This is a genomic window from Kitasatospora setae KM-6054, assembly GCF_000269985.1.
Taxonomy (GTDB): Bacteria; Actinomycetota; Actinomycetes; order Streptomycetales; family Streptomycetaceae; genus Kitasatospora; species Kitasatospora setae.
In genome coordinates this window covers 2,532,679-2,556,900 of record NC_016109.1, presented here as the reverse complement: position 1 = coordinate 2,556,900, position 24,222 = coordinate 2,532,679, and the positions used below count along the sequence as shown (strand labels likewise).

The 24,222-nt window shown below is 76.2% G+C and carries 15 protein-coding genes; 10 read left to right on the top strand and 5 right to left on the bottom strand.

What is annotated here, in order from left to right:
- Nucleotides 1–25: 25 nt before the first annotated feature.
- Nucleotides 26–550, top strand: coding sequence for a PadR family transcriptional regulator (locus KSE_RS11305; protein WP_014135438.1), 525 nt, complete (start codon nucleotides 26–28; stop codon nucleotides 548–550).
- Between the two features lie 52 nt (nucleotides 551–602).
- Here KSE_RS11305 and KSE_RS11300 read toward each other — a convergent pair whose 3' ends face one another.
- From KSE_RS11300 to KSE_RS38310, 4 genes are all read right to left on the bottom strand, one after another.
- A complete protein-coding gene (locus KSE_RS11300; protein WP_014135437.1) occupies nucleotides 603–2,087 on the bottom strand; it encodes a pyridoxal phosphate-dependent decarboxylase family protein in 1,485 nt (494 codons plus the stop codon).
- The gene (locus tag KSE_RS11295; RefSeq protein WP_014135436.1) at nucleotides 2,084–3,520 is read right to left on the bottom strand and encodes an MFS transporter; all 1,437 of its coding nucleotides are present in this window, start codon (nucleotides 3,518–3,520) and stop codon (nucleotides 2,084–2,086) included. Before KSE_RS11295 ends, KSE_RS11300 begins: the two co-directional genes overlap by 4 nt.
- Nucleotides 3,517–4,173, bottom strand: coding sequence for a TetR/AcrR family transcriptional regulator (locus KSE_RS11290; protein ID WP_014135435.1), 657 nt, complete (start codon nucleotides 4,171–4,173; stop codon nucleotides 3,517–3,519). Before KSE_RS11290 ends, KSE_RS11295 begins: the two co-directional genes overlap by 4 nt.
- A 114-nt stretch (nucleotides 4,174–4,287) precedes the next feature.
- Nucleotides 4,288–7,494, bottom strand: coding sequence for an AfsR/SARP family transcriptional regulator (locus tag KSE_RS38310; RefSeq protein ID WP_158413054.1), 3,207 nt, complete (start codon nucleotides 7,492–7,494; stop codon nucleotides 4,288–4,290).
- A gap of 235 nt (nucleotides 7,495–7,729) precedes the next feature.
- Here KSE_RS38310 and KSE_RS42080 point away from each other — a divergent pair, with 235 nt between their 5' ends.
- Genes KSE_RS42080 through KSE_RS11250 form a run of 7 tightly spaced genes read left to right on the top strand, consistent with a single transcriptional unit; the run spans nucleotide 7,730 to nucleotide 17,983 of the window.
- Nucleotides 7,730–8,770, top strand: coding sequence for a ScbA/BarX family gamma-butyrolactone biosynthesis protein (locus KSE_RS42080; protein WP_014135433.1), 1,041 nt, complete (start codon nucleotides 7,730–7,732; stop codon nucleotides 8,768–8,770).
- The gene (locus tag KSE_RS11275; protein ID WP_014135432.1) at nucleotides 8,761–9,438 is read left to right on the top strand and encodes an HAD family hydrolase; all 678 of its coding nucleotides are present in this window, start codon (nucleotides 8,761–8,763) and stop codon (nucleotides 9,436–9,438) included. The genes KSE_RS42080 and KSE_RS11275 overlap by 10 nt, the downstream gene beginning before the upstream one ends.
- Nucleotides 9,435–11,066: an FAD-dependent monooxygenase gene (locus KSE_RS11270; RefSeq protein ID WP_014135431.1), complete on the top strand. Its 1,632-nt coding sequence runs from the start codon at nucleotides 9,435–9,437 to the stop codon at nucleotides 11,064–11,066. The genes KSE_RS11275 and KSE_RS11270 overlap by 4 nt, the downstream gene beginning before the upstream one ends.
- 8 nt (nucleotides 11,067–11,074) lie before the next feature.
- The gene (locus tag KSE_RS11265) at nucleotides 11,075–13,411 is read left to right on the top strand and encodes an MMPL family transporter (RefSeq protein WP_014135430.1); all 2,337 of its coding nucleotides are present in this window, start codon (nucleotides 11,075–11,077) and stop codon (nucleotides 13,409–13,411) included.
- Complete coding sequence (locus KSE_RS11260) at nucleotides 13,408–14,442, top strand: NAD-dependent epimerase/dehydratase family protein (RefSeq protein WP_014135429.1); 1,035 nt, start codon at nucleotides 13,408–13,410, stop codon at nucleotides 14,440–14,442. The genes KSE_RS11265 and KSE_RS11260 overlap by 4 nt, the downstream gene beginning before the upstream one ends.
- The gene (locus KSE_RS11255) at nucleotides 14,439–15,668 is read left to right on the top strand and encodes an alpha/beta hydrolase (protein WP_051055175.1); all 1,230 of its coding nucleotides are present in this window, start codon (nucleotides 14,439–14,441) and stop codon (nucleotides 15,666–15,668) included. The genes KSE_RS11260 and KSE_RS11255 overlap by 4 nt, the downstream gene beginning before the upstream one ends.
- A gap of 44 nt (nucleotides 15,669–15,712) precedes the next feature.
- Nucleotides 15,713–17,983, top strand: a complete 2,271-nt coding sequence (locus KSE_RS11250; RefSeq protein WP_014135427.1) for an MMPL family transporter — start codon at nucleotides 15,713–15,715, stop codon at nucleotides 17,981–17,983.
- Between the two features lie 93 nt (nucleotides 17,984–18,076).
- Here KSE_RS11250 and dacB read toward each other — a convergent pair whose 3' ends face one another.
- Nucleotides 18,077–19,666 (bottom strand): D-alanyl-D-alanine carboxypeptidase/D-alanyl-D-alanine endopeptidase, encoded by a 1,590-nt coding sequence (dacB, locus tag KSE_RS11245; protein ID WP_014135426.1) that lies wholly within the window; start codon nucleotides 19,664–19,666, stop codon nucleotides 18,077–18,079.
- Nucleotides 19,667–20,517: 851 nt separating this feature from the next.
- Between dacB and KSE_RS11240 the strand changes: the two genes are divergently transcribed.
- Both KSE_RS11240 and KSE_RS11235 read left to right on the top strand, forming a co-directional pair.
- Nucleotides 20,518–21,840 carry a hypothetical protein gene (locus KSE_RS11240; RefSeq protein WP_014135425.1) on the top strand — a complete coding sequence of 441 codons (1,323 nt, stop codon included), beginning with the start codon at nucleotides 20,518–20,520 and terminating at the stop codon, nucleotides 21,838–21,840.
- A 129-nt stretch (nucleotides 21,841–21,969) separates the two neighbouring features.
- The gene (locus KSE_RS11235; RefSeq protein WP_014135424.1) at nucleotides 21,970–24,171 is read left to right on the top strand and encodes a tetratricopeptide repeat protein; all 2,202 of its coding nucleotides are present in this window, start codon (nucleotides 21,970–21,972) and stop codon (nucleotides 24,169–24,171) included.
- The last annotated feature ends 51 nt before the right edge of the window (nucleotides 24,172–24,222 follow it).

The window sequence follows — 24,222 nt, the reverse complement described above, 5'->3', positions numbered from 1 at the left end:
ACGGGCGTGGGAAGGGGCCGGCCGCGTGCTGGAGCTGTCGATTCTGGGTTTCCTCCACGAGGAACCCCTGCACGGGTACGAGCTGAAGGCCCGCATCCAGGGCCTCAGCGGCCACATCCGCCCGGTCAGCGACGGCGCGCTCTACCCGGCCATCGCCCGGCTGGTGAAGGCCGGGCTGGTCGAGCAGGGCACCGAGCCGGGCAGCGGCGCCGCACCCCGGCGGACCCTCTCCCTCACCGGGGCGGGCCGGGCCCGCCTGCGGGAGCGGCTGCGGAGCCCCAAGGAGGTCGAGATCACCGACGGGCAGCGCTTCTTCACGCTGCTCTCCTTCCTCCGCCACCTCCCCGACCGGGCGGAGCAGGCCGCCGTCCTCCGCCGCCGGCAGGTCTTCCTCGACACCCCGGCGAGCTTCTTCTACCGCGACGGCGAGCCGGTCCGGGCCGAGCAGGCGCCCGACCTCTTCCGGCAGGGCATGCTGCGGATCGCCCGCGCGACGGGCACCGAGGAGAAGCGCTGGCTGGCCGAGGCGATCGCCGCGCTGGAGGGCTGAGACCGCCCCGGCGCGATCAGCCGCTCCGGCGCGGTCAGCCGCCCAGGTACGGTCAGCCGCCCAGGTACGGGGAGTACAGCGCGGAGAGGAAGCGGGTCGCCAACTGGTCGCGCAGGTGCGGGGGGAGCGCGTCGAGGAGCCGGTTGACGCCGGCCATCCGGGTGCCGGACCCCGCCCCGGAGTCCGGGTCGGGGGCGAGGGCGAGGCCGGTGGCGGGGAGCAGCGAGGCGAAGGCGGCGTCGTCCAGCAGGTAGAGGTCGAGGCCGTCGAGCAGGGCGAGGACGTCGGTCGGCGGGGCGACCGGGCCGCGGGCGCGGACGGCGGCGACGCTCTCCCGCACCGCGGCGAGCAGCGCGTCGACGCCCTCGCCGCTGACCCCTGTGAGGGTGACGTGCAGGCTGGCGGGCAGGCCGTCGACGCTCAGCTGGGGCTGGAGGAAGAAGCCGCGGGCGCGCGACTCGTCGGCGAGCTCCCAGAGGTCGAGCGGGTCGTCGCCCGAGGTGCCGATGGCGACCAGGGTGGCGTCCGGGGCGCCGAGCACCCGCAGGCCGTCGATCGCCCCGACGCCCGCGACCAGCCGCCGGGTGGCGTCGAGCGCGGCGCGCCCCAACGCGCGGTAGCCGTCGGCGCCGAGGGCCTGCAGGGTGGCCCAGGCGCCGGCCAGCGGGCCGGCGCCCTTGCTGCTCTGGACGGTCGAGTTGACCACCGGGTAGCCGGGCCACTGGGCGCAGGCGAAGTACGCGGCGAGCCGCATCGGCTGGTCGCGGAAGAGCAGCACGGACGCCCCCTTGGGCGCGTACCCGAACTTGTGCAGGTCGCAGGAGAGCGAGGTGACGCCCGGCACCGACAGGTCGAACGGCGGGACGTCGGCGCCGGCCTCGGCCAGCCAGGGCAGCAGCCAGCCGCCGACGCAGGCGTCGACGTGGCAGGGCAGGCCGCGCTCGGCGGCCGCCGCGGCGATCGCGGCGACCGGGTCGACCACGCCGTGCGCGTACGAGGGCGCGGAGGCGACCAGCAGGACCGTCCGCTCGGTGCAGGCCGCCGCCATCGCGGCCGGCACCGCCCGGAAGGTCTCCGGGTCGACCGGCACCGCGACGACCTTCACCTTCAGGTACTTCCCGGCCTTGAAGAACGCGGCGTGCGCCGTCGCGGGCACCACGATCTCCGGTTCGGCGACCTCCGGCCGGGAGTCCCGGGCGGCCTTCACCGCCAGCATGATCGACTCGGTGCCGCCGCTGGTGAACACGCCGGGCGTGGCCCCGTCCCCGCCGAGCCGGGCGGCGACCGCGCCGACCACCCGCCGCTCCAGCGCGACGATGCTCGGGAACGCCGTCGGGTCCAGGCCGTTGACCTCCAGCATCGCCAGGTACGCGCCCTCGGCGGCGGCCCGCACCTCGGGCCGGCCGGCGTCGTAGGTGTAGGCGGTGGTGCGTCCGCCCCGGGTGGGCAGGTCGGCGGCGGTCAGCGCGCGCAGCTCGGCGAGCAGGTCGGCGGCGGGGCGGCCGGCCTCCGGAAGGAAGGACTGACGGTCCGTCATGAAAGGTCTCCAGCAAGGGAATCGGCGGGCTCGCCGGGTCCGCCGGGTTCGGCGGGGCCGCCGGGTTCGGCGGGGCCGCCGGGTTCGGCGGGTCCGGCGGGGGAGGGTGCGGCGGCCCGGCGGCGGCCGTACGCGCGCAGCGCGGGCAGCGAGGCCAGCATCAGCAGCGCCGGGACGAGGCTGAACCCGAGCAGGACGCCCGCCCGGGCCGTCGCGGTCTGCGCGACGGGGTGGTCGGTGGTGGCGGAGGCGAACCCGGCGGCGGCCAGCGCCAGCGAGAACAGGCCGGGCCCGGCGGCCAGTCCGGCCGTCTCGCCCGCCGTCCACAGTCCGGTGAACGCCCCGGACTGCAGGCGCCCGGTGCGCGCCGCGTCCGCGTGCACGGTGTCCGGCAGCAGCGACAGCGGCAGCACCTGCAGTGCCGCGTACGCCACCCCCAGCACCGCGCACAGCGCCAGCACCGCCGCGACCCGCGTCGTCCCCGTCCCGGCGGCCGGCCACAGCGCCGCCGAGGCCAGCGCGAACAGCACGGTCGCCGCCGTCAGGCAGCGCAGCCGCCCCCAGCGGGCCGCGGCCCGGCCCCACAGCGGGACGGCCACCGCGCTCGGCGCGACCAGGCAGACGAACAGCACCGACGTCAGCCCGTAGCCGCCCAGCCAGTACGTCGCGGCGTACGGCGCGGCCGCCAGCATGATCGCCACCGCCGCCGCCTGCAGCACGAACCCGCCCAGCAGCGCGAAGAACGCCCGGTTGCCGCGCGCCGTGCGCAGCGCCGCGAGCAGCCCGAGCGGCTCCGGCCCCGGCCGGGCGGGCACCCGGCGCGAGCCCAGCGCGGGCACCAGCAGCGTCACCAGCAGCAGGACGGCGACCACCGCGCCCATCACCGCGTAGCCGCGCCGCCCGTCCCCGGCCAGCGACACCACGGCCGGGGCCAGGCCGCCCGCGACCAGGATGCCGACGGTCAGGCAGACGATCCGCCACACCATGATCCGGGTGCGGACCTCGGGCCGGTCCGACATCTCGGCGGGCAGCGCCACGTACGGCACCTGGAACAGCGCGAAGGCGCTCGACGCCAGCACGAAGGTCACCGCCACCCAGGCGGCCGCGCCGGAGCCGGTCAGCGGGGAGAGGAACATCGCGGCGAACGCCGCTGGCAGCGCCAGCGCCCCCGCCAGCAGGATCCGGGTCCGGCGGCCGGTGCGCAGCGCCTCCCGGTCGCTGGCGGCGCCGACGGTCGGGTTGAACAGCGCGTCCCACGCCTTGGGCAGCGCCACCACCAGGCCCGCGACCCCGGCCGGCACGCCCAGCGCGTCGGTCATGAAGTACAGCAGCAGCAGGCCGGGGACGGTCGCGTGGATGCCCGTCCCGACCGAGCCCAGCGCGTACCCGGCGAGCTGCCGGCGGCCTGTCGCGCCGTCCGCCGCCGCGCTCACGACCCCGCCCCCAGACCCAGCTCGCGCAGCACCAGGCCGCGCAGGTGGACGCGGAACCGGGGGACCTGCGCGCGGATCATCGAGCGGCAGAAGCCGTGCACCGTCCACAGCACCGTCCAGACCGCCAGTTCGGCCCGCTCCGGCGGCACCCCGGGCAGCGCGGCGGCCAGCGCGTCGCGCACCGACTCCAGCAGCGGCCGGGCGTACTCCTCCTCCAGGCCGGCGAACTCGGCGGCGTCCGCCAGCCAGCGCCGCATCCACAGCGCCGGGACGTCCGGCCGCTCCAGGCAGAAGTCCAGGTACCGGTCGGCGAACCCCGCCGCCGCCCCCGCCGGATCCGCCCCGGCCCGCCCCGCGAACTCGCCCAGCGCCGCCGCCACCGCCGCCCGCTCGGCCTCGTGCGCCCGCCGCATCACCTCGCGGTACAAGTCGGCCTTGCCGCCCACGTGGTACGCCACGGTCGCGACGTTCAGCCCGGCGGCGGCCGCGATCGTCCGGGTGGTGGTGCCGTCGTAGCCGTGCTCCGCGAACAGCTCGGTGGCGGCCGCGACGATCCGCTCCCGGCTCAGGTCGGCCTGGCTGGGCGGCGGCGCGGGCGGGGACGCGGGCGGGGGCGGGGGTGACGACGCGCCCGGGGACGGTGGCTCGGTCATGGCGGGGAGCGTACGCGCGGCACCTCGGTCAATCAACCGTTTGATGGATGACGGGTGCATTAAATCCGCAGCCGAAGGAACGCGGCCGGGGCGCCCGCCACTTCCCGGGCGTCGTCAGCAGCCCAGCTGCGCCCGGTCGGCGGACGCGGGCTCGGGCGCGGTGGCGGGCTCGGGGTCGGGAGCAGCGTCCGGGGTGGCGCGGAGGCGGCCCTCGATGCGGAGGGCTTCGGCGGCCAGCGGGAGGTGCCCGAGGCCGGCGGCGGCGGCGCGGGCCCGGCCCGCGTAGTCCGCGGCGCGCTGGGTGTCGCCCCGGCGCAGGGCGGTCTCGGCGAGGCCGAGCAGGGCCTGGAGTTCGGCCCGGCGGTAGCCGAGGCGGGTGGCCAGGGTCAGCGCGGCCCGGTGGCGGGCGGCGGCGGTGTCGGTGTCGCCGGTGGCCAGCGCGGTGCGGGCCGTCGTGTTCAGGCACTCGGCCTCGATCCAGCGGTCGCCGTGCGCCTCCGCGACGTGCAGCGCGTTGCGGGCCTCGGCCAGGGCCTCCCGCGGCCGGTCGCCGCCGGCCCGCAGCAGGCTGAGCCGGGCGAGGGCGAGCGCCTCGGCGCGGCGGTGGCCGCCGTCGCGGGCGAGCGCGAGGGCGGCGCGCAGGGAGCGGGCGGCGTTCTCCGGCCGACCCAGGGCGGCGTGCAGGACGCCCATCTCGACCAGGGCCATGGTCTCGACGGCGGCCGCGCCGATGGTCCGGGCCAGCCGCAGCACCTGGGAGCAGTGCAGGGCGGCCTGTTCGGTGTGGCCCGCGTCGAACTCGGTCCGGCCCAGCGCCGACAGCGAGACGGCCAGGCCGAGTCGGTCGCCGGTGCGGGTGTGCGCGTCGACGGCGGCGGTCAGCAGCGTCCGGGCGGTCTCCAGGGCGCCGCGGATCCAGGCGGCCCGGCCGAGCTGGTCCAGCGCGGACGCCTCGATCCGGCCGAGGCCGAGTCCGCGGCCGAGCGCCAGCGCCTGCCGGGCGTGTTCGGCGCCCTCCTCCACCAGGCCGGAGTTGTGCTCGGCGTCGCTGAGGTTGAGCAGCATGGCGGCCTCGGCCCGCCGGTCGCCGGCCCGCCGGGCGGCGGCCAGTCCGGCCCCGGCCAGCCGGGACCACTGCGCGGTGCGGGCGTGCTGCTTGCAGAACGGCCGCAGTGCGTCGGCGAGTTGCCAGACGGGTGGGTACGGTCCGGCGGTGGCGGCGTGCAGGACGGTCGCCATCAGGTTGTCGAACTCGCTTTCCAGGTCGTCCTCTTCGAGGTCGGCGTCCGGGAAGTCGGGGTCGGAGAGGTCGGAGAGGTCGGAGAGGTCCGAGGGGTCCGAGGGGTCGGAGGGCTCCGAGGAGGCCGGGAGCGCCGGGAGGTCCGCGCCGGCGGCCCTGCGGTCGCGCCCCTCGGCGCGGAGCACGGCGGCCAGGTAGTGGCCCAGCAGCCGGTGCAGGGCCTCGTCCCGCCGGGCGGCGGGCACCTCCCGGTGGGCGCGTTCCTGGGCGAACAGCTGGAGCAGCTCGTGCGGGAAGCGGTAGCGGTCGGCGGTGCGTTCCAGCAGGTTGGCGACTTCCAGGTCGCGCATCCCGCGTTCGGTCGCGGCGGCTCCGGCGCCGGCCATCGCGGTGGCGGCCCGGAGGGTGAAGTCCGGTCCGGGGACGAGTCCGAGCAGGCAGAAGAGTTCCCGGTGGCCGGGCGGGAGCAGGTCGTAGGAGAGGCCGATCGAGCAGTCCAGCGCGGTCTGCGCCTCGTCCGGGACGGAGAGCGCGGCCACCCGGTCGCGGGCCAGTTCGCGGGCGATCCGGGCGAGCGGGAGGTCGGCCCGGTGGGCGGCGTTGGCGGTGACGATCCGCAGGGCGAGCGGGAGTCCGGAGCAGAGCGCGATGATCCGGTCGACCGCCGCGGTGTCCCGGGTCTGCCCGGGGCCGAGCAGCGAGTTGACCAGTCCGCGGGACTCCTCGGCGGTCAGCACCGGGACGATCAGCCGGTGCGCGCCCTCCCGCACGGTCAGGCTGATCATGCGGCGCCGGCCGGTCACCAGGACGGCGCACCGGTTGCCGCTGGGCAGCAGCGGCCGGATCTGGTCGGCGTCCCGCGCGTCGTCGAGCACCACCAGGACGGCCCGGCCGGCCAGGATCGACCGGTAGAGGCCGATCCGCTCGCCGAGGTCCTGCGGCAGGCGTTCGGCGGGCACCCCGAGGGCGCGCAGGAAGCCGCCGAGCACGTCGGACGGGTCGGCGGGCAGGCCGCGGCCGAAGCCGCGCAGGTCGGCGAAGAGCTGCCCGTCCGGGAAGAGCCCGGCGGCCCGGTGGGCGGCGCGCAGGGCCAGCGCGCTCTTGCCGACGCCGGCGGTGCCCTCCAGGCAGACCAGGGGTGGCGGCCCGGTGGGCGCCAGGAGTTCGGCGAGCCGGGCGGTGAGTGCCGTGCGGCCGACGAACACCCTTGGAGCGGGCGGGAGTTGGGCTGGTGGCAGGGCGGCGGGGGAGGAGAGGGCGGCGGGGGAGGAGAGGGCGGGCGGGGTGGCGGGGTCGGCCGGGGCCGCCCGGTCCGAGGCCATCCGCAGGACCTGCTCCTGGGCGGCCCGCAGGTGCGGGCCGGGGTCGAGGCCGTGCTCGTCGGCGAGCCGGCGCCGGGCCCGGTCGTGCTCGGCGAGCGCCTCGGCGGGCCGGCCGGCCTGGGCCAGGGCCAGCACGAGCTGGGCCCGGAACCGTTCGCGCAGCGGGTGTTCGGCGGTGAGCCGGCGCAGTTCGGGGAGCCGGTCGGGCAGTCGGCCCAGCTCCAGCTCGGCGTCGAACAGGTCCTCCTTGGCGGCGAGCCAGGATTCGGTGAGCCGCAGCCGCAGCGGTTCGATGCCGGGCCCGCCCATGCCCTGGGCCAGCGGGCCGCGCCACAGCGCCACCGCCTCGGCGAGCGCCGCCGCCGCGGCGGCCGGGTCGCCGCCGGCCCGGGCGGTGCGGCCCGCGGTGAGCAGCGCGTCGAACCGCTCGACGTCCACCGTGCCGTCCGGCACCAGCACGTACCCGGCCTCGGTCCAGGAGAGTTCGGCGACGCCCTGGAGGACGCGGCGCAGCCCCGAGACGTACTTCTGCACCAGGTTGACGCCGCGGTCGGGGGCGTCGGCGCCCCAGACCAGTTCGACGATGCGCGAGGTCGACACCGGGCGCCGGTGGTTGAGGATCAGGACGGTCAGCACCGCCCGCTGTCTGGGTGGTCCGAGGTCCAGTTCCGCCGGCCCCCGCCGCACCCGCACCGGTCCGATCGCCTCGAACCACGTCCCGCCCGCCATCGCCCCCGCCTCGTTGTCATCCGTGGACAACCGACCGGGCGCGACGCTACCACCGCGTTCCGGCCGGGTCCGCGCTTTTCCGCCGCCGTCACGGGGACGTCACGGGGCCGCTTCCCGACGGCTTCCCGCCCGGGTCAGCCGATGGGAAGCGCCGACCAGCACAGTGGTGGCCGAGGCGGGGCGCGGCGGGGGAACGCAGCGGACCCCGGGCACACGGCGGTGTCCCGCCCACGCGATTCCAGATGTCATACGGGGGATAACAGAAATGAACGCGATACCCGACGTCCTGCCGCGCGATCCGCAGGAGCACGGGCGGGAACGGCCCCGGCCGCAGGCCGACCTCCGCTTCGACGCGACGGTCCCGCGCGCCCTGGTACACCGCGCCGCGGTCGCCGAGGTGTTCGTCACCGACTCGGCCCGGATCACCGAGGCGGAGACCGCCGACGACCGGCACACCTTCGAGGTGGCCGCCCAACTGCCGCGCGGCCACGTGGTCGGCGAGCACGGCGACAGCTACGACTTCCTCCTGCTGGTCGAGGTGCTGCGGCAGTCCGGCGTGCTGGTCGCCCACCGCTACCTGGACGTGCCGCTCGACCGGGCCTTCATCTTCAGCGCCCTCAACCTGGACGTGGTCGACCTGGAGGCGCTGCGGATCGGCCGCCGACCGGCCCACGCCGTGCTCTCCACCACCGTCAGCCCGCAGCGCAACGGCGGCGGCCGGGTGCTCGGCTTCGACTTCACCGGCACCCTCTGGCTGGACGGCGAGCCCGCCATCGTCGGCTCCGGCGCGCTGACCTTCGTCAGCAGCCGGGCCTTCCAGATGCTCCGGGCCGGGAACCGCAAGAAGCTGGACGGCCGCTCGCCGCGCCACCCGCAGCTGCTGCGCTCCGAGCCCGCCCTGGTCGGCCGGCGCGACGAGGCCAACACGGTGCTGACCGAGCCCTCGGTCAGCGACTCCGGCACCGCCTCGGCGCTGCTGGTGGTCGACACCGGGCACCCGCACCTGTTCGACCACCAGTTGGACCACGTGCCCGGCAACCTCCAGCTGGAGGCCGCCCGGCAGCTGTCCGTCGCGGCGGTCGCCAAGCTGCACGGGCTGCCCGCGGAGAGCCTGGTGGTCACCGCCGCCCGGGCCGCGTTCACCGACTTCGCCGAACTCGACCTGGTCACCAGGGCGGTCGCCCGGGTCGGCGAGGCCGGCTTCGACGGCGGCCTCGGCGCCGTCACCGTCCCGGTGGAGATCACGGTGTCCCAGGAGGGCCTGCCGGTCGCCACCCTCTCGATCGAGGTGACCCAGTGGAGCTGACCCCCGGACACCCGCCGGTCGGGCCCGTCGACACCGTGGTGTTCGACTACGGCGGCGTCCTGACCAACCCGCTGCCGGAGACCTTCGCCGCGTTCGGCCACCGCACCGGCATCGGCACCGCCGACATCGCCAAGGCGTTCGCCGCCGCCACCGAGCGCCACGGGATCAGCCCGATGGCCGAGCTGGAGGTCGCCGCGATCACCGAGCGGGAGTTCACCGAGCGGCTGCTCGCCGAGCTCCCGCCGGGCTCGGAGGCCGTCCTCGGCGGCCGCCCGTTCGGCGAGCTGTGGTTCCTCGGCCGCCGGGCCAACGACCGGCTCGTCGACTACGCGCGCAAGCTCAGGGCCGACGGCCACCGGATCGCGCTGCTCACCAACAACGTCGTGGAGTGGGGCCCGCGCTGGCGCGCTACCCTCCCGGTCGACGAGCTGTTCGACGCGGTCGTCGACTCCTCCGCGGAGCGGGTCCGCAAGCCCGACCCGGAGCTGTACCGGCGGCTGCTGGACCGGCTCGGCACCACCGCCGAACGCTGCCTGCTGGTCGACGACACCGCGGAGAACTGCGTGGCCGCCGAACGGCTCGGCTTCAAGGCCGTGCTGTTCCAGGACGACGCGCAGGCCGTCCGGGACGTCGACGCGCTGCTGGCCGCCGGGGCGGGGGAGCGGTGAGCGCGGCCCCCGAGGTACTGGTCGCGGGCGCCGGGCCGACCGGCCTGACCGCGGCCTGCACCCTGCTCCAGCACGGCGTCCCGGTCCGGCTGGTCGACCGCCGGGCCTGCTTCACCCCCGAGCCGAAGGCCCTGGTGATGTGGAGCGGCGCCCTGGAGGCGCTGCACCGGCTCGGCGTCGCCGACGCGCTGGCCGAGCGCGCCCTGCCGCTCAACGGTGCCTCCTACTGGTCGGGCGGCCGCCGACTGGCCGGCGTCCGCTTCGGCGGCCTGTCCGGCACCCGCTTCCCCCGGCCGCTGTGCGTGCCCCAGCCGGTCACCGAGGAACTGCTCTACGAGCGGCTGCTCGACCTCGGCGGCCGGGTCGAGTGGGGCACCGCCGTCACCGCGGTCGCCACCGCCGACGGCCGCGCCGAGGTGGCCCTGACCAGGGCCGACGGCACTGCCGAGACCGTGTCGGTGCCCTGGCTGATCGGCGCCGACGGCACCCGCAGCACCGTCCGCGAGAGCATCGGCGTCCCGTACCCGGGCAGCAGCCACGACCGCGAGTTCGTGCTCGGCGACGGCCGGATCGACGGCGACCTGCCGCCCGACGAGGCCCAGTACCACCTCAGCCCGGACGGCGTCCTGGTGCTGGTCGCGCTGCCCGACGGCGGACACCGGATCTTCTTCGACCTGCCGCCCGGCACCCGCACCGGCCCGCCCGACGACGCCGAGCTCCAGCAGCTCCTGGACGCCCGCGGCCACGGCCGCTGGACCGTCCGGGAGACCTGGTGGACCAGCCGCTTCCGGGTCCACACCAAGGTCGCCGAACGCTTCCGGCACGGCCCCGTCCTGCTGGCCGGCGACGCCGCGCACGCGCACAGCCCGGCCGGCGGGCAGGGCCTCAACACCGGCGTCCAGGACGGCTTCGACGCCGGCTGGAAACTCGCCGCGGTGCTCCGCGGCGCCGACCCGGCCCTGCTCGACAGCTACGACCCGGAGCGCCGGCCCGTCTCCGCCAGGGCCGTGCGCAACTCCGAACGGCAGACCAGGCTCTGGCTGCTCCGGCCCCGCCCGGCCCGCGCGCTGCGCGACCTGCTGCTCGGCACGCTCGCCCGCACCGGCGCCCTGGAACGCCGGATCGTCCCCGAACTCGCCCAGCTCGACCTCGACCTGACGGCCAGCCCGGCCGTCCGGCCGACCACCGTCCCCGGCGCCCCCGTCCCCGGCCGCCGGCTCGGCGACGCCCCGCTGCGGCCGCTCCGCGGCACCTCGGCCACCAGCCTGCACGACTACCTGGCGACCGGCCGGCACACCGTGCTGATCGCGGGCGACGGCCCGGCCGCCGCCGACGCGGCCGAACGGGCCACCGCCGAACTCACCCTGCGCGGCCTGCCCGACCTCACCGACGTCCTGCTGCTGCTGCCGCCCGGCACCGCCGCGGACCTCCCCGCGGGCCCGGCGAACCCCGACATCGCGGCCGGCACCCTGCCCGGCCACCCGCCGACCCCCGGCCCCGCGCTGGCCTGCCTGCTGCGCCCGGACGGCGTGGTGGCCGGTGCCGTCGCCCTCGACCGGCCGGACGGGGTGGACGCGCTGCTGTCCGCCCTGCCGACCGGGCAGCGCTCCGCCGCCCCCGCCCCGTGAGGATCCCGATGCTCCACCGACTGAGCCGGACGGTCACCCTCCGGCCCCGCACCGTCCTGCTGTTCGCGCTGGTCTTCCTGATCAACGCGCTGGTCGTCGGGGCCGGGGTCACCGACCGCCTGCACAGCGGCGGCACCACCGACCCGTCCTCCGAGTCGGCGCACGCCGCGACCCTGCTCGAACAGTCCTTCCCCGGCGGCTCGCCCAACCTGGTCCTGGAGGTCACCGCCAAGGACGGCGGCAGCGTCGACCGCCCCGCCACCGCCCGGGCCGGCGCCCGGCTCGGCGAACGGCTGGCCTTCGAACCCGGCATCGCCGGCGTCGGCTCCTACTGGCAGACCGGCGCCGTCGAACTGCGCTCCGCCGACCACGGCAAGGCGCTGATCGTCGCCCGGATCGAGGGCGGCGAGGACCGCGCCCGGGCCGTCTTCGACCGGATCGCCCCGCACTACCGGGGCAGCCCCGCGGACCTGCCCGAGCTGGACGTCAGGCTCGGCGGCACGGTCGCCGTCCGCGAGCAGATGCAGGGCACCATCGCCGAGGACCTGGCCCGCGCCGAACTGATCGCGCTGCCCGTCACCCTGCTCATCCTGGTGCTGGTGTTCCGCGGCCTCACGGCCGCCCTGCTGCCGCTGGTCGTCGGGATCTGCGCGATCCTCGGCACCAACGCGGCGCTGCGGGTGATCACCTCCTTCGCCGAGGTGTCGGTGTTCGCGCAGAACCTCACCACCGCGCTCGGCCTCGGCCTGGCCATCGACTACGCGCTGCTCGTGGTCCGCCGCTTCCGCGAGGAGCGCGACCGCGGCTCGGAGGTCCGCGAGGCGGTCGCCACCACCCTGCGGACCGCCGGCCGGGCGGTGCTGTTCTCCGCGCTGACCGTCGCCGTCTCGCTCTCCGCGATGCTGGTCTTCCCGCTGTACTTCCTGCGCTCCTTCGCCTACGCGGGCATCAGCGTGGTGCTGATCGCCGCCGCGGCCGCGCTGATCGTGCTGCCCGCGCTGCTCACCCTGCTCGGCCACCGGATCGACTCGCTGCGCATCCCGCTGCCCCGCCGCCCGCGCCGCCCGGCCGCCCCCGACGGCGGGCCCGGCGCCGGTTGGTACCGGGTCGCGACCGCGGTGATGCGCCGCGCCCCGCTGTTCGCGCTCGCCGTCACCGCCCTGCTGCTGGCTGCCGGCGCCCCGTTCCTGCGGGTCCAGTTCGCCGCCGCCGACGACCGGCAGCTGCCGGCCGGGACCGAGGCCCGGGTCGTCCAGCAAGCCGTCCGGGACGAGTTCACGGCCGGCGCCACCGGCGCCGTCGACGTGATCGTCCGCGTCACCGCCACCGCCACCGGCACCGTCACCGGGCCCGACCGGGCCGCGCTCGCCGACTACGCGGCGAAGCTCTCCGCGCTGCCGGGCGTCACCGAGGTCGCCACCCCGCTCGGCCCCTACCGGGCCGGCGCCCCGGCCGGCGCCGCCGGGCCCGCCGACAGCGTCCGCACCGCCGACGGGTACGGCCACCTGACGGTGACCCCCGCCGACCGGCGCGGCGACGTCTCCCAGGCCAACCAGGACCTGGTCGGCGAGATCCGCCGGGCCGGGCAGGGCTTCCCCGCGCTGCGGCCGGCGGTCGGCGGCCAGGCCGCCGGCCTGGTCGACGCCAAGCACGCCATCGCCGTGCGGCTGCTGCCCGCCGGGGCGCTGATCGCCGTCGCCACCCTGGTGCTGGTGTTCCTGCTCACCGGCAGTCTGCTGATCCCGCTGCAGGCCGTGCTGCTGAACGCGCTCAGCCTCACCGCGATGTTCGGCGTGGTGGTCTGGGTCTTCCAGGAGGGCCACCTGTCCGGGGTGCTCGGCTTCACCCCGACCGGCAGCGTCGAGACCACCCTGCCGGTGCTGATGTTCTGCGTCGCCTTCGGCCTCTCCATGGACTACGGGGTGTTCCTGCTCGCCCGGGTCAAGGAGGAGCGCGACCGCGGCGCCGACCCGCACGGGGCCGTCGCCGCCGGCATCCGGCACACCGGCGGACTGATCACCGCCGCGGCGGTGATCCTCTCGGTGGTGCTGATCGCGATCGGGACCTCCCGGATCACCAACACCAAGATGCTCGGCCTCGGCGTCGCGCTCGCCGTCCTGGTCGACGCCACCGTGGTGCGCTGCGTCCTCGTTCCCGCCGTGATGGCGCTCGGCGGCCGCGCCACCTGGTGGGCGCCCGCCCCGCTGCGGCGCTTCCAGGAGCGCTTCGGCCTGCGCGAGGAGGCCCGCCCGGCGCCCGCCGGGCCCGCGCCCGCCGCAGACCCCGCGCCCGCCGAGCCCGCGCCCGCCGCCACACCCGCCGCCGCGGGGAAGGAGACCCGATGAACGACGTCCGCCCCGCACCCGACCGGGTGGTGGTCACCGGCGCCACCGGCCTGCTCGGCGGCGCCGTGGTCCGCGCCCTGCTCGCCGCGGGCCACCAGGTGACCGCGCTGGTCCGCGACCCGGAGAAGGCTGCCCGGCTGCTCCCGGCCGACACCCGGATCACCGTCGCGACCGCCGACATCACCGACCCGGCCGCCTACCGCCACGCCCTGCGCGGCGCCGACGCCGTCGTGCACACCGCCGCGTACTTCCGCGAGTACTACCAGCCCGGCGCCGACCACGGCCGGATGCACGCCGTCAACGTCGAGTCGGTCACCGCGCTGCTGCGCGAAGCCGTGGACGCGGGCGTGCCCACCGTCGTCCACACCAGCTCGATCACCACGATCGGCCCCGGCACCCCCGAGGCGCCGGCCGACGAGGACACCCCGCCGCCCGCGCACTGGGAGCGCAACGGGTACCGCGCCAGCAAGGTCCGCGCCGAGCGGGCCGTCGCCGAGTTCGGCGACCGCGAAGGGCTGACCGTCCCGCTGGTGCTGCCCGGCTGGATGTGGGGGCCGGGCGACGACGGGCCCACCTCGGCGGGACGGCTGTTCCTGTCCGTCGCCCGGGGCGAACTGCGGGCCGTCCCGCGCTCCGGCAACCACGTGGTCGACGCCCGCGACGTCGCCGACACCTGCGTCGCCGCGCTCACCCGCGGCCGCGGCCTGCGCCGCTACGCGGTGGCCGGCTCCTGGTACGGCCTGCACGACCTGGTCGGCGGCATCGCCGCCGCCACCGGCCGGCCCGCCCCCCGGGAGATCCCGGCCGCCGCCGCGCTCGCCTTCGCCACCGTCCTCGAACAGGGCGCCCGGCTGCGCGGCCGGCCCCCGGTCGCCACCCGGGAGGGCGTCCGGGTGCTGCTCGACGGCGCCCGCACCCGGATCTCCTCCGCCCGGGCCCGGCAGGAGCTCGGCACCGCCTTCCGGCCGCTCGCCGAGACCCTGGCGGACGAGGCCCGCTGGTACCGCGACCAGGGACGGCTCCCGGCATGACCACCACCGACACCGCAAGGACCGAAGAAAGGGCCGCCGTCGTGCCCCGCTCCAGGAAAGCCACCCTGTGGACCACCGTGGCCGCGCTGCTCGCGCTGTCACCCGCCGCGGCCGCCGTCGCGGTCCGCGACACCGGCGCCCCGGCCGCCGCCACCGCCGCCACCGCCGGGGCCCCGGCCGCGCTGCCCGCCGCCGACGCCGAACGGGCCGCCGCCGACACCCGGGCCCGGCTGGCCGCCGAGGGCATCGTCGACGTCCCGGTCAGCTTCACCGTCCAGAACATCGACCGGACCCCGGCCGCCTGCCCCGTCGACGGCCGCACCTACCAGGTCAGCGGCCACCTCACCGCCCCCGCCGCGCTGCTCGCCGACGGCGCCGGGCCGCGCGCCGTCACCTTCTACGAGCACGGCATCGCGGCCGGCGAGTGGTACTGGCGACTGGACGCGCCCGGCTACCACCACACCGAGGAGATGGCCCGCAAGGGCGACGCCTCGCTCACCATCGACCGGCTCGGCTACGGCGCCAGCGACAAGCCCGACGGCTTCGAGAGCTGCATCGGCGGCCAGGCCGACATCGCCCACCAGATCGTCCAGCAGCTCCGCTCCGGCGGCTACCGGGTGGGCCCGGACGGCGGCCGGAGCGCCGTCCCGTTCGACAAGGTGGTGCTGGCCGGGCAGTCCAACGGCGGCCAGATCTCCGAGATCGAGGCCTACGGCTTCCAGGACGTCGACGGCCTGGTGCTGATGGACTGGGCCGACCTCGGCCTCACCCCGCAGGCCAACGCCCGCTTCTTCACCTCGCTGCAGACCTGCCTGCACGGCGGCTCCCCGGTCGACGGCGCCGGCGGCCCCGGCGGCTACGCCTACTACGACCTGGGCACCGAGGAGTTCCAGGCCGGCAACTTCCACGACACCGACCCCGCCGTGCTCGCCCTCGCCGCCCCGCACCAGAACCGGCATCCCTGCGGCGACATGGCCTCCCAGCTGAACGCCGTCCTGGTCGACCTGCGGCACCTCGCGGAGATCAAGGTCCCCGTGCTGTTCCTGTACGGCGAGAAGGACGCCCGCGTCCAGGGCGGCGCCGAGCACCGCGCCCTGTTCACCGGTGCCGCCGACACCCAGCTGGTCGAGATCCCGGGCGCCGGCCACTACATGGGCATGGCCCGCGGCGCCCACCAGGTCCACGACAGCCTCGCCGCATGGCTGGCGGCCCACCGGCTGCGCTGAACCCGCCGACCCAGCCCGTACCCCGACCCAGGAGAACCGCCGCCATGACGACCACCCGAGAACCCGGCACCGCCCGGCCGCCCCGGCCCGCGCCCGGACTGAACCGGCTCGGCCACCTGCTGGCCGCCCGGCGCCGTGCCGTGCTGATCGCCGGCAGCCTGCTGCTGCTGATCGCCGCCGCGCTGGGCGCCGGGGCCCAGAACGCCCTGTCGCTGTCCCGGTTCGAGGCGCCCGGATCGGCCTCCCACCGGGCCGAGCGGGCGCTGCACGCCGAGTTCGGCCAGGGCAGCCCCAACATGGTCCTGCTGGTCACCGCCGAGCACGGCACCGTCGACGACCCCGCCGTCGCCGAGGCCGGCCGGCGGCTCGCCGCCGAACTCGCCGCCGCCCCCGGCGTCCGCACCACCAGCTCCTACTGGGCGCAGGGCGACAGCCCCGCGCTCGCCTCCACTGACCGCACCAAGGCGCTGGTGACCGCCTGGCTGGACGGCACCGCCACCGAGTCCCGGGCGAAACTGGCCGAGCTGTCGCCGCGCTTCACCCGGCAGGACGCCACCGTCAAGGTCGAGGTCGGCGGCCAGGACGAGGTGTTCCGGCAGGTCGGCGCCCAGGCCCGGAAGGACTTCCTGGGCGCGGAGGCGATCGTGCTGCCCGCCGTCCTCCTGCTGCTCCTGCTGGTCTACCGGCGCTGGTCGGCGGCCGGGCTGACGATCGGCGTCGGCCTGTTCTCGGTGTTCGCCACGCTCGCCCTGCTGCGCGGCGTCACCCTGTTCACCGAGGTCTCCACCTTCGCCGCCAATCTGGCCCTGGTGATGGGCCTGGGCCTGGGCATCGACTACAGCCTGTTCGTGATCTCCCGGTTCCGGGAGGAGCGGGCCGCCGGGCTGGACCGGCCCGCGGCCGTGGTCCGCACCGTCGAACGGGCCGGCCGGACGGTGCTGTTCAGCGGCGTCACGGTGGCGATCTCGCTGCTCGCGCTGTTCGCCTTCCCGTTCGGGTTCCTGCGCTCCTTCGCCTACGCGGGCGCCTTCGTGGTCGCCACCGCCGTGTTCGGCGCCGTCGTGCTGCTGCCCGCCGCGCTCGCCGCCGTCGGCGACCGGGTGCTGCGCCCGGCCGCGGCCGCCCCGCCCCGGACCGAGGACGGCCGCTGGTACCGGTTCACCCGCCGGGTGATGGCCCGCCCGCTGGCCTTCGGCACCCTGGCGGTCGCCGTCCTGCTGCTCCTCGGCGCGCCGTTCCTGGGCGTCCGCTTCGGCCTGCCGGACGAGCGGGTGCTGCCCGCCGACGCCACCAGCCGGGTCGTCCAGCAGCAGGTCAGGGACGGTTTCCCGGCCCGGGAGACGGACGCGCTCCAGGTCGTCGCGACCGGCGTCGGCGACCCCGGTTCCGGTTCCGGCCCCGAGGAGACCGCCGGCTACGCGGCCCGCCTCTCCACGCTGCCCGGCGTCTTCCAGGTCGACACCTTCACCGGCTCCTACGCCCACGGCAAGGCCCTCGCCGGCCCGGCCGCCGGGGGAGCGGCCACCGGCAGCCCGGCCACCGGCGGGCAGGCCACCGACACGGCGCGCTTCCGCGCCGGCGGCGCCGTCCGGCTCGCGGTGATCCCGGAGGAGGCCGCGCTGGCCGGGGACATGCCCGCGCTGGTCGGCAAGGTCCGCGCCGAGGCCGCGCCCTACCCCGTCCTGGTCGGCGGCTTCCCCGCCGACCTGACCGACTTCCGCTCCGGCCTGCTGGACGCGCTGCCGCTGGTCGCCGCCCTGGTGCTGGTGCCGACCTTCGTCCTGCTGTTCCTGATGACCGGCAGCCTGCTGATCCCGGCCAAGGCCACCCTCTCCAACCTGCTCAGCCTCACCGTGATGTTCGGTGTCCTGGTCTGGGGCTTCCAGGACGGCCACCTGGCCGGGCCGCTCGGCTTCACCTCCACCGGCACGATGGAGCCCAGCATCCCGATCCTGATGTTCTGCATCGCGTACGGCCTGTCGATGGACTACGAGGTCTTCGTGGTCGCCCGGATCAAGGAGGAGCACGACCGCGGCGCCGACACCGAGACCGCCGTCGCCACCGGCGTCCAGCGCAGCGCCCCGCTGATCACCGCCGCCGCCGGGATCCTCGCGCTGGGCTTCGCGGTGTACGCCACCGGCTCGGTGGTCTTCCTCAAGGAGCTCGGCGTCGGTCTGGCCCTGGCCGTCCTGGTCGACGCGCTGCTGATCCGGAGCGTCCTGCTGCCCGCCGTGATGCGGCTGGCCGGGCCCGCCAACTGGTGGGCGCCCGCGCCGCTGCGCCGCCTGCACCGGCGGATCGGCCTGGCCGACTGAGCGGGCCGCCGAGCCGCTGTGCCGCGGTCGGGAACGCCGGACGGGCCCGGTGCGCGGGTGGCGCACCGGGCCCGTCCGGCGGGGGCACGGCACTCAGCAGTGCGCGACCGCCTCGCAGTCCTCCCAGCGGGTGCCCTGGTAGCCGTCGTCCGCGGCCGGGGCGCCGAAGGTGCGGGCCTTCGCCTGGGCCGGGGCCGGGCCGGCGGCGAGGCGGACGGCGATCGCGTCCAGGACCGGGCGGGGGCTGGTGCCCGCGAAGTCGTTGACCATCACGGCGAAGACCAGCCGGCGGCCGTCGGGGGCGGTGGCGTAGCCGACCAGGTTGTCCACGCCGCCCATCGAGCCGCTCTTGGCGTGCACGTTGTTCTCGGCCTTGGTGCCGCGCATCCGGGCGGCCAGCGTGCCGCCGACCATCCGCTGCGGGTTGCCCGCCACCGGCAGCGCGTCGTACCAGGCGCCGAACCACGGCCGGTCCTGGGCGAGCTTCAGCAGCGCGGCCATCCTGGCGGGCGTCACCAGGTCGTAGCGGGACAGGCCGGAGCCGTCGACCTGCCGCCCGGCCGGGGTGCCCAGGCCGTTCGCGTTCAGGAAGCCGCGGACCTGCGCGACGCCGGTCGCCCAGTCGCCGCGTCCGCCCTTGACCTTGCCGATCTCCTTCAGCAGGTGCTCGGCGATGCCGTTGTTGCTGAGCTTCAGCATCGGGACGATCAGCTGGGCCAGGGGCTGCGACTGGTGCGCGACCAGCGGCTGCGAGGCTTCCGCGCCGGTCGCCGCGTCCACCCCGCGGACCACCCGCACGCCGTGCCGGGCCAGCGCGCCCTCGAACACCCGGCCCGCGTACGTCGACGGGTTCTCCACCGTCACCCACGAGGTGACCGGCGCGGAACCGGTCGCGATGCTCCCCGACAGCGCCAGCTCGTTGGCGCCGCGCCGCCGGTCCACCCCGACGGACGAGCCGCTGCCGGCCGCGCCGGTGGTGATCCGCCCGGTGAACGACATCGGGGCCTGCGCCGGGTCCAGGGTGACCGCGGCCTCCTCGCCGGCCGCCCCCGGGGTGACCGTGACCCGCACGGTGTCCATCAGGTACTCGGGGTCGTTGGCGACGGTCAGGCCGGCTATCTGCGGGCTGTACGAGTACGGCTCGTCGTCCCAGGCCCAGCCAGGCCCGAGCGGCGTCGTCTCGTAGCGGCTGCCGTCGGCCAGCACCCGTCCGGTGACGGTGCTGATCCCGGCTGCGGCGACCTGCCCGGCCAGGTCGTCCAGGTCGGCCGCCAGCAGGGTCGGGTCGCCGCCGCCGCGCAGCACCAGGTCGCCCACCAGGGCGCTGCCGGCCCGGTCGCCGAGGGTGCGCACCTCGGTGGTGAAGCGGTGGTCCGGGCCGAGCAGGTCGAGCGCGGCCGCGGTCGTCACCGTCTTCAGGGTGGACGCCGGGGTGAGCAGCGCCTGCGGCTGCCGGGCGTACAGCACCTGCCCGGTCGCGGCGTCCAGCACCTCGACGCCGGTCTGCGCGTTGGCCAGCCGGGAGTCGGCCAGCAGGGCGTCCAGGTCGGCGGTCAGCGCGACGTCGACCGGCGCCGGGTCGTCGGCCTGCGCGGAGCCGGCGAGCAGCGAGGCGGCCAGCACCGCGGCGGCCAGCGGCAGGCTGCGGCGGTAGAGGCGGTGGCGGAGCGGGTGTCCGGGCAAAACGACTCCAGGGTGCGTGCGTGCGTGCGGGAACGGTCGGGCACGCGAGCCCCCCACGCCCCCGATTTGCCATGAACATTACCATTTGATGGCGAATCAGTTGATCTTGCCCGGGCCCTCCCTATAGACGCGCCGGCGCCGCGAAACGTCGCACCCCGGACCGGCGGTCGACCAGGCCGCCCCGCCGGCCACTCCGGTCACATCCGGCCCGTCATTCCCGTGAATCCATCGGATCCGTTTCCGCCACTCTGCTTACGGAAAGCCCCGGCGCATCCCCAGGAATGCGTATTGACGCCACTTCGACAAGGTGGGAATCTTCGATGGTCCGCGCCCCCGGTGAATGTTTGACACCCGGCCGCGCGACAGGCTTCCGGCGATGCCGGGACCTCTTTACGGTGATGTTATGGCGTGCATTCGACCGCCCCACACACCGCTGGTCGCCGCGAGGGCGATTTGTGCTGCCATTTTTCGGAAGACTCGACATTTCCCCAGGTCAGAGGCATGTCGGCAGCTCATCCGGGCCGTTTGTGACAAAGCGGAATGCGCAATTGCACCCTGTTGACACGGCTGTAACACGCAATTCATGATGGGACCGCCGCAAGGGCCCCGGAGAAAATTCTCCGGCCCCCGGTGGGGGAATCCGCCGGATTTCCCGTCAGTGTCCATGGAGGGAGAGATCATGAAGAAGATCGTTATCCGCAAGGCCGGTTCCGTCCGTCTCACCAGCTCGGCCCAGACCATGTACAACTGCAACTGTTCCGCTGCCTGAGGTCTGACCGCCTGGTAGTCACGGGGCCGGCCGCGCGAACAGCGGCCGGCCCCGTCCCCGCTTCCACCTGGGAGGATGACAGATGCACCCCTCGTCCGCCGCCGGTCCGGCCACCAGCACCGCCGACGCCGACCCGGCCGCCGACACCACGGGCGACGCCGCCGGCGCCGTGGACACCGCCACCCCCGGCGTCGACCCGGACCGCCCCGTCGCGCTCCACCCCCTGGTCTACCTGGAGGAGGGGGACGAGGTCACCGTCGGCCGGGTCGAGACCGACTCGTACGCGGTGTTCCCGCCCGACGGCGCCCAGTTGGTCCGCTGGCTGGCCGACGGGCTGACCCCGCGCCAGGCCGCCGAGGCGTACGAGCGCGAGCACGGCGAGGGCGTCGACGTCGCGGACCTGGTCGCGGGGCTGGACGAGCTCGGCTTCGTCCGCGCCGTCCGGGCGGACGAGGCCGCCGCCGCGCCGGAGCCGGCCGCGCCGCCGGTGCGCTGGCAGCGGCTCGGCCGGGCCGCCTTCGCCCCGCTCGCCTGGGCCGGCTACCTGCTGGTGATCGCGCTCGCGGTGGTCGCGACCGTCCGCACCCCGGACCTCGCGCCGCGCCCCACCAACATCTTCTTCACCCCGTACTTCACCGTGGTCTCCCTGGTGCTGTTCGTCGGCCAGTTCCCGCTGATCCTGGTGCACGAGGGCTTCCACGCCCTCGCCGGGCGCCGGCTCGGCCTGCCGACCCGGCTGCGGATCAGCCACCGCCTGATCTTCATCGTGCTGGAGACCTCGCTGGACGGCCTGGTCGCCGTCCCGCGCCGCCGCCGCTACCTGCCGATCCTGGCCGGGATGCTCGCCGACACCGTGCTGACCGCCGCCCTCACCCTGGCCGCCGCCGTCACCCGCCACGCCGACGGCACCCTCAGCGGACCGGGCCGGCTCTGCCTCGCCCTCGGCTACGCCACCCTGCTCCGGCTGGCCTGGCAGGCGTTCCTGCACCTGCGCACCGACCTGTACGTGCTGCTCGGCACCGTCCTCGGCTGCCACGACCTGCACGCCACCGCCCAGGGCGTGCTGCGCAACACGGTCCGCCGCCGGCTCGGCCGCCCGCTGCTGGACGAGTCCGCCTGGTACCCGGCCGACCGCCGGGCCGCCCGCTGGTACGCCTGGCTGATCGTCGGCGGCTACGCGTTCTCGCTCGCCGTCTTCGCGGCCGGCGTCCTCCCGGCCATGTCCCGCATCGTCACCGACACCGTGGCCCGCCTCGGCGGCCGGGGCGCGGGCGGCGAGTTCCTCGACTCCGCGGTCTTCCTCGGGCTGACCCTCCTGCAACTCGGCACCGTCGCCTACCTCTCGCTGCGCGACCGGCACCGCCGCCGCGCGGCCACCCCCGCCACCGCCGCCGTCCCCGCCTGACGCGCCGCTCCCGTACGCCCGCTCCCGCACGCCCGCTCCCGCACGCCCGCCGGGCCGCCGTTCGCCCTGCCCGCGCGCGCCCAACTCCGTTATTCCACCAGCCAGTTCCGGACGAAAGGCACCACCGCCATGGCCGACCACCGCCACCACTGGGTGCGGGCACCGCACCGCGCCGCCCGCGCCGAGGCCCGCGCCGGGCTGACGCTGCCCCCCGGCCTGGCCACCGTCAGCGCGGACCGGCGCCTGCGCGGCCCGTACACCGCGGTCGGCACCCTGCTGCGCGCCCTGGTGCCGGACGCGCTGGAGCGCTGCCCCGACGCCGTCCGCCGGCACGACGTCGAACTCCTCACCACCACACCCGAGTTGCACGGCGTGGTGCCCGCCACCCGGGAGACCCTGACCTCGCTCGCCGTCCCCAAGGAACGCACCCGCTACTACTCCCGGCTGCGCACCCTGCGGATCGCCCACGGCCTCGCCGAATTCCTCACCGAGTACCTCCGCGCCCTCGGCGACGGCCCGCGCACCCTGGTCGTCGAGGACGCCCACCGCGCCGACCCGACCGACGGCGAGTTCCTCGCCGTCCTGCTCCGCCGGATGGACCCGGCCCTGCTCACCGTCGTCGTCGGCGCCGACGACGGCCCGCTCGACACCGCGAGCAGCCCCGCCGCCCCGCTCGCTCGCGCCCTCGCCGCGCACTGCGCCCGCACCGACGCCGCCGGAACCGCCCCCGAACCGGCCACCGAGACCCACGCCGAGACCGACGCCGAACTCGCCGCCCGCTACGTCCGCGAGGACGGCACCACCGACGACCCGCGCGCCGCCCGCGCGCACGCCGGGCTCCCGGACGCCGAACGCCGCGCCCTGCACGACGCCCGCCGCGCCGAACTCGAAGCCCTCGCCGAGCCCTCGCTCCGCCTCGGCGCCCAGCTCTGGCACGCCGAACAGGGCAGCGACCCGTCCGGCGCCGGCGCCGACCTGCTCCGCGAGGCCGCCAACCACTGCTGCGACCTCGGCTTCTACCACGCCGTCCTGGACTACGGGCGGCGCGGCGCCGCCCTGGTCGACCACGCCACCCACCCCGGGCACTGGTGGACCTTCATCGCCAAACCCACCACCGCGCTGGCCGCCCTGGAACACAGCGACGAGATCCTGCCGTACTACGAGCGGGCCCGCGCCCTCAGCGCCGACCCCGACATCCACCTGCAGTGCGCGTACGGCACCGCGATGCTCTACACCCGCTTCCTGGCCGGCGAACAGCGCGACTACCAGCTCGCCCGCGGCTGGATCAACACCGCGATCGCCCTCGCCGGCCAGCACCCCGAACCGAAGGAACGGGCCTTCCGCACCGCGTTCAACCGCAACGGCCTCGCCCTGATCGAGGTCCGCGAAGGCCGCCCGGAAGCCGCCCTCGCCCTCCTCGACACCTGCATCGCCGCCCTCGACGAGGTCCTCGAACCCGGCGACCACGCCCTGCACCGCTCCGTCCTGGTCTACAACCGGGCCCAGGTGCACGCCGGCCTCGGCCGCCACGAGGACGCCGTCGCCGACTACACCGCCGTCATCGCCGTCGACCCCAACTACGCCGAGTACCACTTCGACCGGGGCATCGTGCTGCGCCGCACCGGCCGCCTCCAGGAGGCGCTCGCCGACTTCGAGGCCGCCGTCCGGCTCTCCCCGCCGTTCCCCGAGGCGTACTACAACCGGGCCGACGTCCGCGCCGAACTCGGCGACACCAAGGGCGCCGCCGACGACTTCGGCTACGTCCTCACCCTCGACCCCGACTTCGTCGACGCCCGCCTCAACCGGGCCAGCCTGCTCGCCGAACTCGACGACCCCGACGCCGCCCGCGCCGAAGTCGAAGCCGGCCTCGCCACCGACCCCACCCACCCGCAACTCCTCACCCTCAAAGCCCAGTTGCTCGCCGCCGAAGGCGACACCGACCAGGCCGCCGCCGCCTGCACCGCCGCCCTCACCGCCGACCCCGGCTGCGCCCCCGCCTGGGCCCTGCGCGGCGAACTCGCCTACGGCGCGGGCGACCTGGCCGCCGCCACCGCCGACCTGGAACACGCCGTCGCCCTCGACGACGACCCCGGCATGCGCTTCAACCTCGCCGTCGCCTACCACGACGGCGACCGCCACCCCGACGCCGTCGCCCTCCTCGACGCCGTCATCACCGAGACCGAGGACCCCGCCGCCCGCCTCCAGCGCGCCCGCTCCCTGCTCCACCTCGACCGCCCCGCCGCCGCCGAAGCCGACCTCCTGCTCGCCCTCGCCGACGACCCCGACCTCACCACCGAAGCCGAACCGCTCCTCGCCGCCCTCCACGACTGACCCCGCACACCCCGAAGGCCCGGCCCGCGCCACGCGCGGACCGGGCCTTCG

Bases quoted from the DNA above. Each gene is read 5' to 3' on its own strand.
- KSE_RS11260 (WP_014135429.1), top strand. From the start codon at position 13,408: ATGAACGACGTCCGCCCCGCACCCGACCGGGTGGTGGTCACCGGCGCC.
- KSE_RS11250 (WP_014135427.1), top strand. From the start codon at position 15,713: ATGACGACCACCCGAGAACCCGGCACCGCCCGGCCGCCCCGGCCCGCG.
- KSE_RS11240 (WP_014135425.1), top strand. From the start codon at position 20,518: ATGCACCCCTCGTCCGCCGCCGGTCCGGCCACCAGCACCGCCGACGCC.
- KSE_RS11290 (WP_014135435.1), bottom strand. From the start codon at position 4,173: ATGACCGAGCCACCGTCCCCGGGCGCGTCGTCACCCCCGCCCCCGCCC.
- KSE_RS11300 (WP_014135437.1), bottom strand. From the start codon at position 2,087: ATGACGGACCGTCAGTCCTTCCTTCCGGAGGCCGGCCGCCCCGCCGCC.
- KSE_RS11265 (WP_014135430.1), top strand. From the start codon at position 11,075: ATGCTCCACCGACTGAGCCGGACGGTCACCCTCCGGCCCCGCACCGTC.
- KSE_RS11255 (WP_051055175.1), top strand. From the start codon at position 14,439: ATGACCACCACCGACACCGCAAGGACCGAAGAAAGGGCCGCCGTCGTG.
- KSE_RS11235 (WP_014135424.1), top strand. From the start codon at position 21,970: ATGGCCGACCACCGCCACCACTGGGTGCGGGCACCGCACCGCGCCGCC.
- KSE_RS42080 (WP_014135433.1), top strand. From the start codon at position 7,730: ATGAACGCGATACCCGACGTCCTGCCGCGCGATCCGCAGGAGCACGGG.